Origin of the sequence: Bacillus sp. T17B1, from assembly GCF_026796395.1 — a bacterium.
In the GTDB taxonomy this organism is placed as follows: domain Bacteria; phylum Bacillota; class Bacilli; order Bacillales; family Bacillaceae; genus Bacillus; species Bacillus spizizenii_A.
The window spans coordinates 77,243-93,289 of the sequence record NZ_JALAYA010000026.1; the positions used below are offsets into that span (position 1 = coordinate 77,243).

Annotated in this window: 15 protein-coding genes; 11 read left to right on the forward strand and 4 right to left on the reverse strand. The window is 45.4% G+C overall.

Annotated elements, in window-relative coordinates:
• The first annotated feature begins 208 nt into the window (after positions 1 to 208).
• The 6 genes from rmgP (at position 209) to MOF34_RS13495 (ending at position 5,041) form a co-directional block, all read left to right on the forward strand.
• Positions 209 to 1,174, forward strand: coding sequence for a polygalacturonan/rhamnogalacturonan ABC transporter permease (gene rmgP, locus MOF34_RS13470; protein WP_268400486.1), 966 nt, complete (start codon positions 209 to 211; stop codon positions 1,172 to 1,174).
• Between the two features lie 7 nt (positions 1,175 to 1,181).
• Entirely contained in the window at positions 1,182 to 2,303 is a 1,122-nt protein-coding gene (rmgQ, locus tag MOF34_RS13475) for an unsaturated rhamnogalacturonyl hydrolase (RefSeq protein WP_268400495.1), read from the forward strand.
• Positions 2,300 to 2,803, forward strand: coding sequence for a lipoprotein YteS (locus MOF34_RS13480; protein WP_080010345.1), 504 nt, complete (start codon positions 2,300 to 2,302; stop codon positions 2,801 to 2,803). The genes rmgQ and MOF34_RS13480 overlap by 4 nt, the downstream gene beginning before the upstream one ends.
• Positions 2,804 to 2,814: 11 nt before the next feature.
• Entirely contained in the window at positions 2,815 to 4,101 is a 1,287-nt protein-coding gene (locus MOF34_RS13485) for a Gfo/Idh/MocA family oxidoreductase (protein ID WP_019715419.1), read from the forward strand.
• Positions 4,102 to 4,122: 21 nt separating this feature from the next.
• Positions 4,123 to 4,791, forward strand: coding sequence for a YesL family protein (locus tag MOF34_RS13490; RefSeq protein ID WP_268400487.1), 669 nt, complete (start codon positions 4,123 to 4,125; stop codon positions 4,789 to 4,791).
• Positions 4,792 to 4,858: 67 nt separating this feature from the next.
• A complete protein-coding gene (locus MOF34_RS13495) occupies positions 4,859 to 5,041 on the forward strand; it encodes a sporulation protein Cse60 (RefSeq protein ID WP_003223398.1) in 183 nt (60 codons plus the stop codon).
• 36 nt (positions 5,042 to 5,077) lie between these two features.
• On the opposite strand, the gene opuD is transcribed toward MOF34_RS13495, so the two are convergent.
• A complete protein-coding gene (gene opuD / locus MOF34_RS13500; RefSeq protein ID WP_268400488.1) occupies positions 5,078 to 6,613 on the reverse strand; it encodes a glycine betaine transporter OpuD in 1,536 nt (511 codons plus the stop codon).
• 189 nt (positions 6,614 to 6,802) lie between these two features.
• The gene (locus tag MOF34_RS13505; protein ID WP_029317098.1) at positions 6,803 to 8,065 is read right to left on the reverse strand and encodes an NAD(P)/FAD-dependent oxidoreductase; all 1,263 of its coding nucleotides are present in this window, start codon (positions 8,063 to 8,065) and stop codon (positions 6,803 to 6,805) included.
• 204 nt (positions 8,066 to 8,269) lie between these two features.
• Between MOF34_RS13505 and murJ the strand changes: the two genes are divergently transcribed.
• Together murJ and MOF34_RS13515 are read left to right on the forward strand one after the other, a co-directional pair.
• Complete coding sequence (gene murJ / locus MOF34_RS13510; RefSeq protein ID WP_019715415.1) at positions 8,270 to 9,904, forward strand: lipid II flippase MurJ; 1,635 nt, start codon at positions 8,270 to 8,272, stop codon at positions 9,902 to 9,904.
• Between the two features lie 63 nt (positions 9,905 to 9,967).
• Positions 9,968 to 10,687 (forward strand): pseudouridine synthase, encoded by a 720-nt coding sequence (locus tag MOF34_RS13515; RefSeq protein WP_268400489.1) that lies wholly within the window; start codon positions 9,968 to 9,970, stop codon positions 10,685 to 10,687.
• 123 nt (positions 10,688 to 10,810) lie between these two features.
• On the opposite strand, the gene MOF34_RS13520 is transcribed toward MOF34_RS13515, so the two are convergent.
• Positions 10,811 to 11,032 carry a DeoR family transcriptional regulator gene (locus MOF34_RS13520; protein WP_003152337.1) on the reverse strand — a complete coding sequence of 74 codons (222 nt, stop codon included), beginning with the start codon at positions 11,030 to 11,032 and terminating at the stop codon, positions 10,811 to 10,813.
• Positions 11,033 to 11,323: 291 nt separating this feature from the next.
• On the opposite strand from MOF34_RS13520, the gene MOF34_RS13525 reads away from it, so the two are divergent.
• Together MOF34_RS13525 and MOF34_RS13530 are read left to right on the forward strand one after the other, a co-directional pair.
• Positions 11,324 to 12,034, forward strand: coding sequence for an ABC transporter ATP-binding protein (locus tag MOF34_RS13525; protein ID WP_268400490.1), 711 nt, complete (start codon positions 11,324 to 11,326; stop codon positions 12,032 to 12,034).
• The gene (locus MOF34_RS13530; RefSeq protein WP_268400491.1) at positions 12,031 to 13,188 is read left to right on the forward strand and encodes an ABC transporter permease; all 1,158 of its coding nucleotides are present in this window, start codon (positions 12,031 to 12,033) and stop codon (positions 13,186 to 13,188) included. The genes MOF34_RS13525 and MOF34_RS13530 overlap by 4 nt, the downstream gene beginning before the upstream one ends.
• A gap of 37 nt (positions 13,189 to 13,225) precedes the next feature.
• Here MOF34_RS13530 and pbuO read toward each other — a convergent pair whose 3' ends face one another.
• Complete coding sequence (gene pbuO, locus MOF34_RS13535) at positions 13,226 to 14,524, reverse strand: hypoxanthine/guanine permease PbuO (RefSeq protein ID WP_268400492.1); 1,299 nt, start codon at positions 14,522 to 14,524, stop codon at positions 13,226 to 13,228.
• Positions 14,525 to 14,620: 96 nt separating this feature from the next.
• Here pbuO and pepV point away from each other — a divergent pair, with 96 nt between their 5' ends.
• Positions 14,621 to 16,012, forward strand: coding sequence for a dipeptidase PepV (gene pepV / locus MOF34_RS13540; protein ID WP_268400493.1), 1,392 nt, complete (start codon positions 14,621 to 14,623; stop codon positions 16,010 to 16,012).
• Positions 16,013 to 16,047: the final 35 nt, after the last annotated feature.

Here is a 16,047-nt window from a genome sequence, read left to right on the forward strand (position 1 = left end):
CATCCACTCCATCATAATACAATTAATCCAAAGATTAATAGATATTGTCAATAATCATTTTCTAATATCGGTGTCTTTTTTTCAGGTGGAACGGCTGAAGCCTTGTTCATAAAGGGATAAGGCAGGATGTGATCATATGATTGTAGACGGACTTTTGCCTGCTGCGCTACAGTGAATGCAAGAACCCGTGAAAGGAGGCTTGGAAAAGATGAAAACAGCAGAAGCGCAAGCACCGGCTGTTGAGGCAGTCATTTTAAAAAAAGAAAAAAGAAAGCGCTTACTAAGTAAGCTTATCCAACAGAAATATTTGTACTTAATGATTTTGCCGGGGTGTATTTATTTTTTGCTTTTTAAGTATCTCCCAATGTGGGGAGTTGTGATTGCGTTTCAGGATTATCAGCCGTTTCTCGGTATTTTGGGCAGTGAATGGGTCGGGCTGAAGCATTTTATCAGGCTGTTTACAGAGCCTACATTTTTTCTCCTGTTAAAAAACACGCTCGTGTTATTTGCTTTGAATCTGGTTATATTTTTCCCGGTACCGATTTTGCTGGCGCTTCTATTAAACGAAGTGCGGATCGCTCTCTTTAAAAAGTTTGTTCAGACATTGATTTATATCCCGCATTTTATGTCTTGGGTCATTGTTGTATCGCTTTCGTTTGTACTTTTAACGGTAGACGGAGGATTGATTAATGAACTGATTGTGTTTTTTGGCGGCGAAAAAATCAATTTTCTGCTGAACGAAGATTGGTTCCGGCCCTTGTATATTCTGCAGGTCATCTGGAGGGAAGCGGGCTGGTCGACGATCATTTATTTGGCGGCCATTACAGCGGTTGACCCCCAGCTGTATGAAGCGGCAAAAATGGACGGAGCGGGACGGCTGCGGCAAATGTGGCATATTACGCTGCCCGCCATTAAAAGCGTTATCGTCGTTTTGCTGATTCTGAAAATCGGAGACACGCTGGAGCTTGGCTTCGAGCATGTGTATTTGCTATTAAACGCGACAAACAGGGAAGTGGCGGAAATTTTTGATACGTACGTTTATACTGCAGGGCTGAAACAGGGCCAGTTCAGCTACAGTACAGCGGTCGGCGTGTTTAAAGCTGCGGTCGGGCTGATTTTGGTCATGCTTGCGAATCGTTTGGCGAAGAAATTTGGCGAGGAAGGAATCTATTAAGAAAGGAATGGGATCAATGGATCAATCAATCGCTGTAAAATCGCCTCTTACGTACGCGGAGGCATTGGCAAAAACCATTATGAACAAGTACACAGTGGAGGAGCTGCCGCCTGCAAACCGCTGGCACTACCATCAGGGTGTTTTCTTATGCGGTGTATTGCGGCTGTGGGAAGCAACCGGGCAAAAGCGGTATTTTGAGTATGTGAAGGCTTATGCAGATCTTTTAATCGATGGTTATGGCAATCTATTATTCAGAAGAGATGAGCTTGACGCTATTCAAGCGGGTCTTATTCTTTTTCCATTATACGAGCAGACCAAGGATGAGCGGTATGTCAAAGCGGCAAAGAGGCTGCGGGGCTTGTATGGGACACTGAACCGGACGTCTGAGGATGGCTTTTGGCACAAGGACGGCTATCCTTATCAAATGTGGCTTGACGGTTTATACATGGGCGGGCCGTTCGCACTGAAGTATGCGAATCTGAAGCAGGAGCCGGAGCTGTTTGATCAGGTCGTGCTCCAAGAGTCGCTAATGAGAAAGCATACGAGGGATTCAAAAACCGGACTCTATTATCACGCTTGGGATGAAGCGAAAAAAATGCCTTGGGCCAATGAAGAGACAGGCTGTTCACCGGAATTCTGGGCACGTTCCATCGGGTGGTACGTCATGTCTCTTGCTGACATGATTGAAGAGCTACCGAAAAAGCACCCAAACCGTCACGTGTGGAAAAAAACCTTGCAGGACATGATTAAAAGCATCTGCCGCTATCAAGACAAGGAGACGGGGTTATGGTACCAGATCGTTGATAAGGGCGACAGGTCCGATAACTGGCTGGAAAGTTCAGGATCCTGTCTGTACATGTACGCAATCGCGAAAGGAATCAATAAAGGATATCTAGACAGAGCATACGAACCAACCCTGTTCAATGCGTATCAAGGTTTGATTCAGTATAAAACCGAAACGACAGCCGACGGTGCGTTTCTCGTCAAAGATATTTGTGTCGGAACGTCAGCCGGTTTTTATGACTATTATGTCAGCCGGGAAAGAAGCACAAACGACCTGCACGGGGCCGGCGCGTTTATTTTGGCCATGACAGAGCTGGAGCCTCTTTTTAGGTCAACGGGGAAATGACAACAAGTATACGTACGGCTTTGTGTGTGATCGTTTCATTGCTCTTTTTGGCATCATGCTCAAGCAGGCCGGACGGAATGCATGTCATCCTCTTTTCTGATATGCAGGCAGGCGTACAGAAAAACATCAAAGAGGCTGCTGAGCAGAAGGCCGGGAAGGTTGATATCTTTCCAGCCTTTCCGGAAAAACTGCTGACTGAAATCACCGCTCACGAGGGAGATGTTTTCATCGTGCCTGAAGACATGTTTCAAGCGTACGATGATCCGGAAAATTTTCAGCCGTTAGACGGCTTACGATTGGAAAAAACATCTCCTTATACAACTGTTAATAAAAAAACAGGAGAGAAAACGGTCTATGCCGTTCAAATCAAAAAAGGGAAAAAACAGCTGAATGGCTATTCTTTTCAATTGAATCGAGATATGGCGGCGTTTATCCCTGTGTATGCTAAAAAAACAGAGGAAGCGCTGCAGCTGATTTCTCAACTAACTGAAGCCCGATAGAGGTGAGGACATTGAAGAACATCGTCATTTGCGGATTGAGCAGCAGAGCTCTCAGTATGTTTATCAAACCGCTGATGGAGCGGTTTTCAACACATTATGAGATTACAGGGTTGCTGGATGCAGATCCGAAACGTTTTGCCGTATGCAAGAAGAAGTTTCCCGAGCTTGCCCACGTACCGGAGTACAACGAAGATGCATTTGATGAGATGATGCGCGTTTCAAAGCCTAATATCGTCATTGTGGCAGGCAGGGATGACACACATGTCACATATATCTTAAAAAGCCTTCAGTGGGATACGGATGTGATTACAGAAAAACCAATGGTGACGACGGTGCAGGATGCGAATCGGGTGCTTGAGGCTGAGGCGAAAAGCAAAGGGAAAGTCACCGTCACGTTTAACTATCGCTATAGCCCGTTCCATCGGAAAATAAAAGAAATGATTCTGGACGGAAAAATAGGCAGGGTAACCTCTGTAGATTTGAATTGGTATATTGATACGTATCACGGCGCCAGCTATTTTAAACGCTGGAACCGGTCAAGGCCACTTTCCGGCGGTCTTTCTGTCCATAAATCAACACACCACTTCGATCTCGTTAATTGGTGGCTCGGGCAAAATCCAGCAGAGGTATTTGCTTACGGCGCCTTGAATTACTATGGGCCGGACAGTGAGTGGAACCCGCTGCCGGAAGAAGACGGGCGTTTTTGCGGGACGTGCCGGGTTAAAGAAAAATGCCATTACTATTCAAGATGGCATCCCCGCTCCTCTAAAGCCTCTGTTAAGGATGATCATCTCCAAGCGGGAGACCAGTCCAGCTTATATACCGCATACAGGCCTGACGCGTGTATTTTTGACGAAGAGATTGACATCGAAGATACGTACGTGGCGGCTGTCAAATATGACGGCGGCGCGCTTTTAAGCTACTCAATCCTATTTTCCGCCCCGTATGAAGGCTACCGGCTGACGATCAACGGCACAAAAGGGCGTATCGAATCAAATGAATTTCACGAGCCTTCCAGAATTCCGTTTGCTTTTCCTGAGCAGACGATCGAATACTATCCGCTATTTGAATCAAAGCAGACGATACAAGTAGTCAAAAACGAGGGAGGACACGGCGGCGGCGATCCGCTTTTGCTTGAGGATCTTTTTTTAGGAAGAGACCCGCTGCGCCGCTATGACATTTTAGCCGGGGCTGAAGCAGGAGCCTACTCCATCGCGGTTGGTGAGGGGATGTGGCGCTCGGTTGCCGAAAAGAAGCCGATCGACATTAAAAGGCTTTTACAGATGCAAAATGTATAATGCGGAAAAGGAGGGACCGCCGTGGAGCATGATGGTTCAATGGGGCGGGTGTTGCGCTTTTGCGAGTGGATCATGAGATTGGCGTATACAAACTTGCTTTGGCTGGTTTTTATGTTGCTCGGTCTCGGTGTGTTCGGCGTCATGCCCGCGACCGCGGCTTTATTCGCTGTCATGCGGAAATGGATTCAGGGCCAGGACAACATTCCAGTGTTAAAAACGTTTTGGCGGGAATACAAGGCTGAATTTTTTCGTTCAAATCTGATTGGCGCTGTATTGGCGGTCATCGGATTGATCATTTATATCGATTTGGCCTTTATTTATCCGAGCCATTTCCTTCTGCATGTTCTGCGCTTCGCCATTATGATATTTGGGTTTTTGTTCGTATCCATGCTTTTTTATGTGTTTCCGCTGCTTGTCCATTTTGATTGGAAAAAACGTCTATATGTGAAGTTTTCGCTCTTGCTCAGTGTGGCGTATTTACAATATACGCTCGTCATGCTTGCGCTGACTGTCGCTCTCTTTTTCTTGCTTGCATACCTGCCCGGCATTGTCCCTTTTTTCAGCATCAGCCTGATCAGCTACTGTCATATGCGAATTGTTTATGCCGTGCTGCTGAAAGTGGAGCAGCAAGACGGTGTGGCGCAGAAGAAACACCATACACGGAAAGCTTTTTATCCGGAGGCGAGGTGATCATCATTTCTCTATCATAACGCTGTTCCAAACGGAATAGATTGATAGAGAAAGGAGAGCGGATAAGATGCTGAAGGTGGCAGTATTTGACGAAGAGCATGAAAAAGACTTGCAGACGGAAATCAATTCATTTTTAAAAGGAATATCGGAGGAGCAGCTAATTGATATCAAATATACGGTTTCGGCGGCGTGTGACCCAGACGGTGAGCAGCTTTACTGTTTTTCCGCCCTTATTTTATATCGCAAATAAAAAGATCTTTCCGCAACTGCGGAAAGATCTTTTTTGTTAATATGCCTTCTTCACTCTTGGACTTCTCGGTTTGTCGATTTTCTCTGCTTTTTTAATCTCTTTCCGTTCTTTTGAGAGCGATTTATAGAGTGAGACAATCATCAGCAGGATGACGATAGAAAAAGGAAGCGCTGCTAGGATCGCTGTATTTTGCAAAGCGGAAAGCCCGCCGGTATACAAGAGGACAGCAGCCACGGCAGATTGAATGATGCCCCAGCTGAATTTTACTGAAGTGGCCGGGTTCAATGAACCGTATGTCGTCTGCATGCCGAGCACAAATGTTGCGGAGTCGGCAGACGTGATAAAGAACACAGTGATCAGGATTAATGACAAAATAGATGTCAGCAACGTCAGCGGATAGTGGTCGAGTGTTCCGAACAGCATCGTTTCACTTGACAACTTCGCTACATTGAAGATACCTTTTTGCTGAATATCCATAGCAGAGACGCCAAAGATAGAGAACCATAGGAACGCGAGAATACATGGTGTTACCAAGACGCCGATCAAAAATTCACGAATCGTCCGCCCTCGGGATACCCGGGCGATGAAAATGCCGACAAATGGAGACCAGGAAATCCACCATGCCCAATAGAAAATTGTCCAGCCGTTAATCCATTCACGTTTCTCAAGTTCGTACGGCGTCAGTCTGAAGCTCATTTGCACGATGTTTTGGATATACTGTCCGATAGAATCTGTAAAAGAGTTCATAATCAATACAGTGGGGCCAGCAAATAGCACAAACAGCATTAACAGTCCAGCCAATACCATATTGGAGTTGCTCAAATACTTCATGCCTTTTCCGAGTCCGCTCCACGAAGAAACCAAGAAAAGGATCGTAACAACTGCTATTAAAATAAATTGAACGAGAAAGTTATTTGGTATCCCAAATAAGTAATTCAATCCGCCATTGATTTGAGTTGCCCCGATACCAAGGCTTGTCGCTACCCCGGCAACTGTGGCAAAAACAGCGATACAGTCAATCAGTTTTCCGATCGGGCCGTTCACTTTATCGCCGAGAATCGGTGTCAGCGTACTGCTGATTAATCCCGGAGCGCCTTTTCGAAATTGGAAATAAGCGATACATAATGCCACAACGGCATAAATGGCCCAAGCGTGCAGACCCCAGTGGAAAAACGTATAGCGGAGTGCATCTCTAAAGGCTTGGGGGGTTTCTGTTTCACCTGATGGAGAGCTAATTGCGTAATGGCTGATCGGTTCAGCCGCACCGTAGAATACCAAGCCGATTCCCATGCCTGCGCTGAACAGCATGGCAAACCATGATAATAACCCGAATTCCGGTTTTTCATCGGGCTTTCCGAGTTTAATTTTGCCGATCGGGCTGAAAATCAAAAAGAGACAGAACCCGACAAACAATGAGACAACTAAAAGATAATACCAACCAAACGAATTGGTGATAAATGCTTGTGCAGATTGGGATACGTTTTGCAGGCTGTCAGGAGAAATAACGCCCCACAATACAGCGGCAGCTGTGATCACAATCACAATCCAAAATACACTAGATATATTTTTCAAATATTCTCACCCTCTAAATTTTTTGTGTACGCCTATATCTGCTCGTAGGCTTAGTATGGTCGTACGCTGGCAGATCATTCCTCTCTTAAAATTACCCCGCAATCAGGTGAAACAAAACAAGTCTCACCCTACCATGAATGCGGGGAATTTTCAAATGTTCAGCGTTTTGTAAAAATTTGAAAAGGCTGGTCAAGCGCGGGCAAAGCGACCGGCATTGAACCCCGCAAGCCTTCCTGTTACAAGGGCTGAGGTAATATTGTATCCTCCTGTGTAGCCATGGATATCCAGAATTTCACCACAAAAATAAAGGCCCTCCATTTTTTTAGAAGCCATCTTTTTCGGATCAACTTCTTTTACAGAGACACCCCCTCCTGTGACAAATGCCTTATCAAGAGACAGTGTGCCGTTTGCGAGAACGGTAAACTGCTTGCAGTCCTTTACAAATTGTCTGAAAGGGTCCTTCGGCAGCTCAGAAAATGATACGTTCGGAGAGATGCTGTTTTTTTCGAGCAAGAATAAGAGATAGCGCTCCTGCATCCAAGGTTTCAGCACGTTTTTAATGGCTTTTTTCGGTGCTTCCTTCATTTCTTTATACATCTTTTGGAATAGTGTTTCTTCATTGATATCTGGATACAAATCAATTCTGATTGGCACTTGCGGCTGTTTTTTCAGCTCTTTCACGACAAATTGGCTGCATCTGAGAATGGCAGGTCCCGAGAGGCCGAAATGGGTGAACAGCATGTCCATTTTATGTGTGATGATCGGTTTGCCTTTTTTATTTAACACACTGACAGCAACATCTCTAAGTGATAATCCTTGAAGTGTTTTTTGCTTAATGAACGGTTCGGCAGAAGTGACGGGAACCTCTGTCGGAAACAGCTCTGTTATTGTATGCCCAGCGGCTTCAGCCCATTCATAGCCGTCTCCTGTGCTTCCGGTATGAGGCACGCTTTTACCGCCGACAGCGATAATGACTGCCTGACTATGAATTATTTCGCCGTTATTCGTCACAATCCCTGCTGCTTGCCCATCTTCATAGATGACAGATTTAATTTTCTCGTTCGTTCTAATTGTTACGCGGAGCTGTTTCAGCCTGTTTAACAGCGCGTCAACGACGCTTTGGGCTTTGTCTGTTACAGGAAACATCCGGCCGTGATCTTCTTCCTTCAATTGAATGCCGAGATTTTCAAAAAACTTGATAATGTCTTCATTGCTAAATTCAGAAAACGCACTGTATAAAAAACGCCCGTTGCCGGGGATGTGCTTAATTATTTCCTCTACAGGAAGGCGGTTCGTCACATTGCAGCGGCCGCCCCCGGAAATCGCTAGTTTCCGGCCTAATTTATTTCCTTTATCTATCAGCAACACATCTGCGCCCTGTTCACCTGCTGCAATCGCAGCCATCAAGCCTGAGGGGCCTCCGCCGATTACGATTACGTCGTATTGTTTCATCTTTATCATCAACTTTCTTTATCCGTTTCGTGTTCGAACACCTTGTCCGCATTACTATTATAGCGAAAGAAAGCCTCTCCTTAAACGTCTTTTGCCGCGAACCTGAATGTTCACCAGATTGCTTTTGTATTTATTACCGTCTAAATGCCCAGTTGTGGTAAAATAGAAAAGTTGAATCTTCGTAGAAAATGGTGATGAAGAAACATGTCAAGCAAACTGTTAAGAGGCACGTTTGTATTAACGCTCGGTACATATATATCGCGGATTCTGGGAATGGTCTATTTAATTCCTTTCAGCATTATGGTCGGGGCGACAGGCGGTGCATTATTTCAATACGGATACAACCAATACACTTTATTTTTGAATATTGCTACGATGGGCTTTCCGGCCGCTGTTTCTAAATTTGTTTCCAAATATAATTCCAAAGGGGATTATGAAACAAGCAGAAAAATGCTAAAGGCGGGCATGTCAGTTATGCTCGTCACTGGAATGATTGCCTTTTTCATTCTGTATTTATCCGCTCCGATTTTTGCGGAAATATCGCTTGGGGGCAAGGATAATAACGGCGTGACAATTGATCATGTCGTTTATGTCATTCGCATGGTCAGCTTAGCGCTTTTGGTCGTGCCGATTATGAGCCTTGTCCGGGGATTCTTTCAAGGGCACCAAATGATGGGACCGACAGCTGTTTCCCAGGTCGTTGAACAAATTGTCCGCATCATCTTTTTACTGAGCGCGACATTCTTGATTTTGAAGGTTTTCAACGGCGGCCTTGTGATCGCCGTCGGTTATGCAACCTTCGCAGCGCTGATTGGCGCCTTCGGAGGACTGATCGTGCTGTATATTTATTGGAACAAACGGAAGGGCAGCCTGTTGGCGATGATGCCGAATACGGGGCCGACAGCAAACTTAAGCTACAAGAAAATGTTTTTCGAGCTGTTCAGCTATGCCGCTCCGTACGTTTTTGTGGGACTAGCCATCCCTTTGTATAACTATATTGATACAAATACGTTTAACAAAGCGATGATCGAAGCCGGCCATCAAGCCATTAGCCAGGACATGCTGGCGATTCTTACCCTGTATGTACAGAAGCTCGTGATGATCCCGGTTTCCCTTGCGACGGCTTTCGGGCTGACATTAATTCCAACGATTACTGAATCGTTTACAAGCGGAAACTATAAGCTGCTGAATCAGCAGATCAATCAAACGATGCAGACGATCCTGTTTTTAATTATTCCGGCTGTTGTCGGGATCTCTCTATTGTCAGGACCGACGTATACGTTCTTTTACGGATCAGAGAGCCTTCATCCTGAGCTGGGGGCAAACATTCTGCTTTGGTATTCGCCAGTTGCGATTCTGTTCTCATTATTTACGGTCAACGCAGCCATTCTGCAGGGCATCAACAAACAAAAATTTGCGGTTGTCAGCCTTGTGATCGGCGTCGTGATCAAGCTTGTGCTGAATGTTCCGCTGATCAAGCTGATGCAGGCTGACGGCGCGATTTTAGCGACAGCGCTTGGATATATTGCTTCACTTTTATACGGATTTATCATGATTAAGCGCCATGCAGGCTATTCGTATAAGATATTAGTTAAACGGACTGTTTTGATGCTGGTCTTATCAGCCATTATGGGTATTGCCGTGAAAATCGTACAGTGGGTATTAAGCTTCTTTATTTCCTACCAGGATGGCCAGGTGCAAGCTGCGATCGTTGTGGTGATTGCGGCAGCTGTTGGCGGAGCTGTTTATCTGTATTGCGGCTACCGGTTAGGATTTTTGCAGAAAATATTAGGCCGCCGTTTGCCGGGGTTCTTAAAGAGAGGCAGACATGCTGGCTGATGAACAAGATTGAAACTGAGAGCTCGCAGCTGCGGGCTTTCTTTTATAAAGGAGAGATCGGGTATGAGACTTGATAAGCTGCTTGCCAACAGCGGATATGGTTCCAGAAAAGAAGTCAAAGCTGTTGTGAAGGCGGGTGCCGTCATGGTCGACGGTAAACCGGCAAAAGATGTAAAGGCGCACGTTGATCCTGATACGCAGGAGGTTACTGTATACGGGGAACCGGTTAATTACCGCGAGTTCATTTATCTGATGATGAATAAGCCCCAGGGAGTGCTGTCGGCGACTGAGGACAGCCGGCAGCAAACAGTGATCGATCTGCTGACGCCAGAGGAGATGAGATTTGAGCCGTTTCCCGCCGGCAGGCTTGATAAAGATACAGAGGGCTTTTTGCTGCTTACAAATGACGGCCAACTCGCACATCGGCTCCTTTCGCCTAAAAAGCATGTTCCCAAAACGTATGAAGTCCATTTAAAATCACAGATTTCACCGGAAGACATCTCTGATCTGGAAACGGGTGTCTACATTGAAGGCGGCTATAAAACAAAGCCGGCAAAAGCGGAAATCAAAGCCAACGACAATGGCAATACCGTAGTATACCTTACGATTACAGAAGGAAAATACCATCAGGTCAAGCAAATGGCAAAGGCTGTCGGCAATGAAGTCATTTATCTGAAGCGGCTTTCGATGGGTCCAGTTTCCTTGGATCCCGCTCTGGCGCCGGGAGAATATCGTGAGCTTACAGAAGAAGAGTTTAAGAGGCTGAATGAGCCGCAAGCATGAAAAAAATCCCGCATTTCGATGCGGGATTTTTTTTATTTATAAGCACACAAAAACAAGGCTCAGACGTTTCTGCGCCCTATATCTATCAGGCCGCTCACAGGCGGCCCTATGTAATTTTTCAATTTATGAGGTAATCTTTACTTTCTTTCTCGTTGTCTCCCACTTGCCACGGCTTGGACTATGAACAAGATCATTATATGCCAACACATTTAAGTCTCTTTGAATCGTTCTAGGTGTAATGCCGAATTCGTCAACCAGTTCCTGTGTTGTCACAAGACCTTTTTCTTGAATAAACATGTAAACTGATTTGATTCGAGTTAGCATACGGTTTGTTGAAGGTTTCAAAAAACCACTCCCTATCATAAGATCGGATGGACTTGACTAACCACAACTCACGACTATCAACTGCGTACGAAATAGCAACAAAGGCAGACATCTGTAATCTTTATAAAATAATTCGCCCTCATTATACACGATATCGCAGTGATGAATCTAGGGATAACTCCTATAAAATTTTTCCAATTTGAGTTGGGCAGCCATCCTTGTTGGATAACTATGTATTTCGACACAATATTATTATGGTTAAAGAAACTTTTTTTATTCTGTTTCGTAGTAAATTTTGGAGGTGGGTGAGATTTGACAATATTGCTTGAAGCTTCAATAGAACAGGCAGGGTATACAAGCCGAAAAAAAGTGCTCACCAATGTTTTTTTGGAAGTTGGAAAAGGAGAGCTAGTCGGTCTGATCGGAGCTAACGGCGCCGGAAAAAGCACCGCAATCAAGGCCATTCTGGGACTCTCAGAAGACTTTAAAGGGCATATTGCCTGGAACGACTGTTCATTTGCGTATATTCCGGAGCATCCGTCCTTTTACGAAGAACTGACGCTGTGGGAGCATTTGGATCTGATTAGCACGCTCCATGGTATTGAGGAAAGTGAATTTGCGCATCGGGCCCAAAGCCTGCTGGAGACGTTTTCGCTTCATCATGTCATGCACGAGCTGCCAGTCACCTTTTCAAAAGGCATGCAGCAAAAACTGATGCTTATCCAGGCTTTTCTCTCTAAGCCGGATATGTATGTGATTGATGAACCATTTATCGGTCTTGATCCGATATCGACAAAACGTTTTGTGGACATGCTTAAGGCAGAAAAAGATCGAGGAGCCGGCATTCTCATGTGTACCCATGTACTCGATACCGCCGAAAAAATCTGTGACCGGTTTTACATGATTGAGAAAGGTTCTTTGTTTCTCCAAGGCACGTTAAAAGATATTCAGGGCCAGACCGGATTAGAGGGACAATCATTGCTTGACTGTTTTTATCAGGCGGTCCAAGGTGATCGGCCATGAACGGGCGATCGCTCTTTTTTCGAAGGCTGTTTGACTATTATAGATATCAGTTTAACGTATTCCATGCGGTCATTGACTGGACAGTCGCCCTCTACATTGTTTTGCCGGCGGTTGCTTTTGTCATCTATCAGTATATCGATTTGATGAACGGAAGAGGCCTTTTTTATGAGTGGTCTGAAATGATGGGGTGGAGATGGCTGTACGCTGTGTGTGTGCTTATCCTGTGCACAGGCTCAATCCATACGTTTTTAATGGAAGCAGACAAAGTGTTTTTGCTGCAAAAGAAAGAGATAATCTATTCACTCAAGCGGTACGCGCTGGTGTATACTTTTTTGGTCACGCTGGTCAAATGGCTGCTGCTCTTTTTCATTGTCCTTCCCTTTATCGGTCATTCTGTTCACGTCACATCGGCAGAAAGCACTGCTCTATTGTGTTACATGTTTGGCCTTCATACAATTTTTTTATCCTTAAAGCAAGATAGGATCAGAAAGCCGCGTTCCATTTCGGGACGGATTGCCGAAATTCTTTTCAGAGCCGTTCTTTTCTCTGGTTCTGCTGTCCTGATCGTATTCACTGAGCGGCGTTTGCTTGCGTTCATTGGCATTTTGTTTTTGATTTTTGCATTCGTCCGCGGTTGGAAAAAGACAGCTTCGATATCGGCTTTTGAAGCGGAGGTAACTGAAGAGAAGAAAAGCAGGCTTGCGCTTGCCGGGCTTGTGATGATGATGAGCCAGGAGGCGGGAATCCCGAAAGTGAAGGACAGGTTGAGAAGGAAGCCATTATTATACCGGAATTCAAAAAGGATATTTAAAAGACGAACGATCATGACTGGCTATAAGGAATTGTTTTTTAAAGTTATGCTGAGGAATGTTGAGTATACGAGGCGGATGTGCATGCTGTTGTCATCATTCATCATCTTAATTTTGATGTCCCCGATCTGGCTGAAGGTGATTGCACTGCTGGTGTATACAGGAGTTTGCTATTATATCCTTACGCTTATCTTTGACAAAGTGATGGACGCGCCTATTTTAATTGGAGCCCATAAGGAAAGTGATGAGTATTACCGAGCCAGAAAAAGCTGTATAAGCACCCTGCATTATGCATTTGTCGCCTGCTGTTTTGTAGCGGCCGTTGTTTCTTTATTGTTTACATAAAAAACCCAAACGTCAGACGTTTGGGTTTTTGCATGTGCTATAAAATAAACAGCTGGATGAAAAACAGAATGGCGAAAACGATGACGAGCGGGTGAATCTCTTTCCATTTTCCACGCGCTGCTTTAACGATCGGATACAAAATAAATCCGAGCGCAATTCCTGTAGAAATGCTGGATGTCAAAGGCATGGCCAGAATGACAAGAAACGCAGGAAAGGCCTCGTCCATCTCTTTCCAATTTATATGAGAAACCGAGTTCATCATCAAGCTGCCGACAATAATTAAAGCAGGAGAGGTGATGGCGGCTATGCCGGATAATGCACTGACAAGCGGACTGAAAAACATTGAAACTGCAAACAGCACCGCAACTGTCAAAGCCGTAAGCCCCGTTCTTCCACCGGCTGCGACACCGGCGGAAGACTCGATAAATGCGGTTGTCGGACTTGTGCCGAAAACAGCTCCTACTGTCGTCGCCGTAGAATCGGCAAGCAGCGCTTTTCGCACGTTCGGCAGCTTGTTGTTCTTCATCAGCCCGGCTTGCTCGGCAACACCGATCATCGTGCCGGTCGTATCAAATATCGTGACCAATAGAAAAGAAAAGACGACAGCGTACAGGCCGTGATGAACGACATCGCCAAAAGCGGAAAACGGATTAGAGATGATCAATCCTTCCGGCAAATGTGGAAGTGACATAAAGCCCTTTGGAAAATGCAGCTGCCCGGTAAAAAAGGCGATCAAAGCGGTAGCTGCCATTCCGATGAATAAGGCGCCACTGACATTCAGCACCATTAAGACTACACTGATCAGAAGGCCGATCAGCGTTAATATGACACCTGGTGAATGCAAATTGCCGAGAGTAACCAGGTTTGACTCATCAGCCGCCACAATTCCTGCCTGCCGCAAACCGATAAAAGCAATAAACAGCCCAATCCCTGTTGTGATTCCGTATTTTAAATTATTTGGAATCGCTTCTATAAGTTGTTTTCTTAAAGGTGTTAACGATAGAATAATGAAGAGAACCCCTGCTGTAAATACGGCACTGAAAGCTGTTGCGTACGTAATGCCGCCATCGCTTGCGCTTACGACATGAAAGGCTAAATAAGCGTTCAAGCCCATGCCGGGCGCAATAGCAATCGGATAGTTTGCTGCCAGGGCCATCCACAGCGTTCCGACAATGGAGGCAATAATCGTTGCGGTGAAAACCTGGTCGAAAGGAACTCCGGCGTTAGCCAGAATGACCGGATTAACCACGACGATATAGACCATTGTGAAAAAAGTGGTCAGTCCTGCTATGACTTCTTGCTTTATGGATGTTTGCTGCTCTTTTAGATGAAACATAGTATCCTCCAATTACGAACGTTTTAACAAAACACCATTAATATTATTCGTTTTATTTTGTTTTTGCAAGTCATATCTTGCGGAAAGGGGAACGTTATGAACTGGGAAGTCGAAGTGATCAGAAAAAAAGAGGATTTAATTCGTGATACGCAGGAATTTTTGAGAATCAACAGCGTAATGGACGAGACAACTGCCGGACCCGGCAAACCGTTTGGAGAAGGGGTAAACGCCAGCTTGACTTCATTGCTGAAGCTGGGAGAAAAAGAAGGCTTTACAACAAAAAATCTTGACGGCTTTGCGGGCCATATTGAATGGGGCGAGGGCGATGACATTGTCGGCGTACTTTGCCATGTTGACGTCGTGCCGCCAGGAGATGGGTGGACGAGTGATCCGTTTTCAGCTGATATCCGTAACGGAAGGATTTATGCAAGAGGCGCCATTGATGATAAAGGTCCGACAATGGCTGCGTTCTACGCGCTGAAAATCGTGAAAGATATGAATCTGCCGCTGTCCAAACGTGTCAGAATCATTATCGGAACAGATGAAGAAAGCGATTGGAGATGTGTGGAGCATTATTTCAAGCACGAAGAGATGCCAACGCTGGGATTTGCGCCTGACGCCGATTTTCCGATTATTAACGCGGAAAAAGGGATCATTGATGCTTCATTACTCATCCCGCACTGCTCAAACCAAGCCGATTCAGAAACAGTGCTTGTCTCATTTCAGTCGGGCCTCCGCTTGAACATGGTGCCTGATGCTGCGGAAGCTGTCATTCAAGGGCCGAAAAAAGAAGAGATTCTTGCTTCGTTTAAAGACATGCTTCGTACGACAGATCGAAAAGGGGAAGCTGAAATAGAGAACGGACAGCTCATTTTGCGTATGTACGGGCTTTCCTGCCATGCGATGGAACCGAACAATGGAGTTAATGCCGGCCTTTTATTGTGCGAATTTCTGCACCAGGCTGAGCTTGACGAAGCAGGACAGCGGTTTGTGCAAGTTGTGACAGGCAAGTTTTCAGACGATACGAGAGGGAAGAAACTGAATATCGACTGTGAGGATGACATTAGCGGAGAGCTGACATTAAATGTCGGAACATTGCGCTATACGGAAGGGCAAGGAGGCGAGCTTGGGATTAATATCCGCTATCCTGTGACCGCAGACAGCAAAGTGATCCGTGATGCATTCGAAAACGCCGATGAATTTGAGCTTGGAGAATTCAAAGACAGCAAGCCGCATCACGTGTCAGCAGACCATCCGTTAGTCAAAACCCTGCAAAAGGTTTATGAAGGCCAGCTGGGCAAAAAAGCTGAATTAATCTCAATCGGCGGGGGAACTTATGCCAGATCTTTAAAAGCCGGTGTCGCGTTCGGCCCGCTGTTCCCCGGACGTCCCGACAGTGCACATCAAAAGGATGAATATATCGAAATCGATGATCTGCTTAGATCGACAGCTTTATATGCGCAGGCGATCTATGAACTTGCAAAATAAAAGGACCGGCTTCTTGATATTATCCCCTCTAAGTA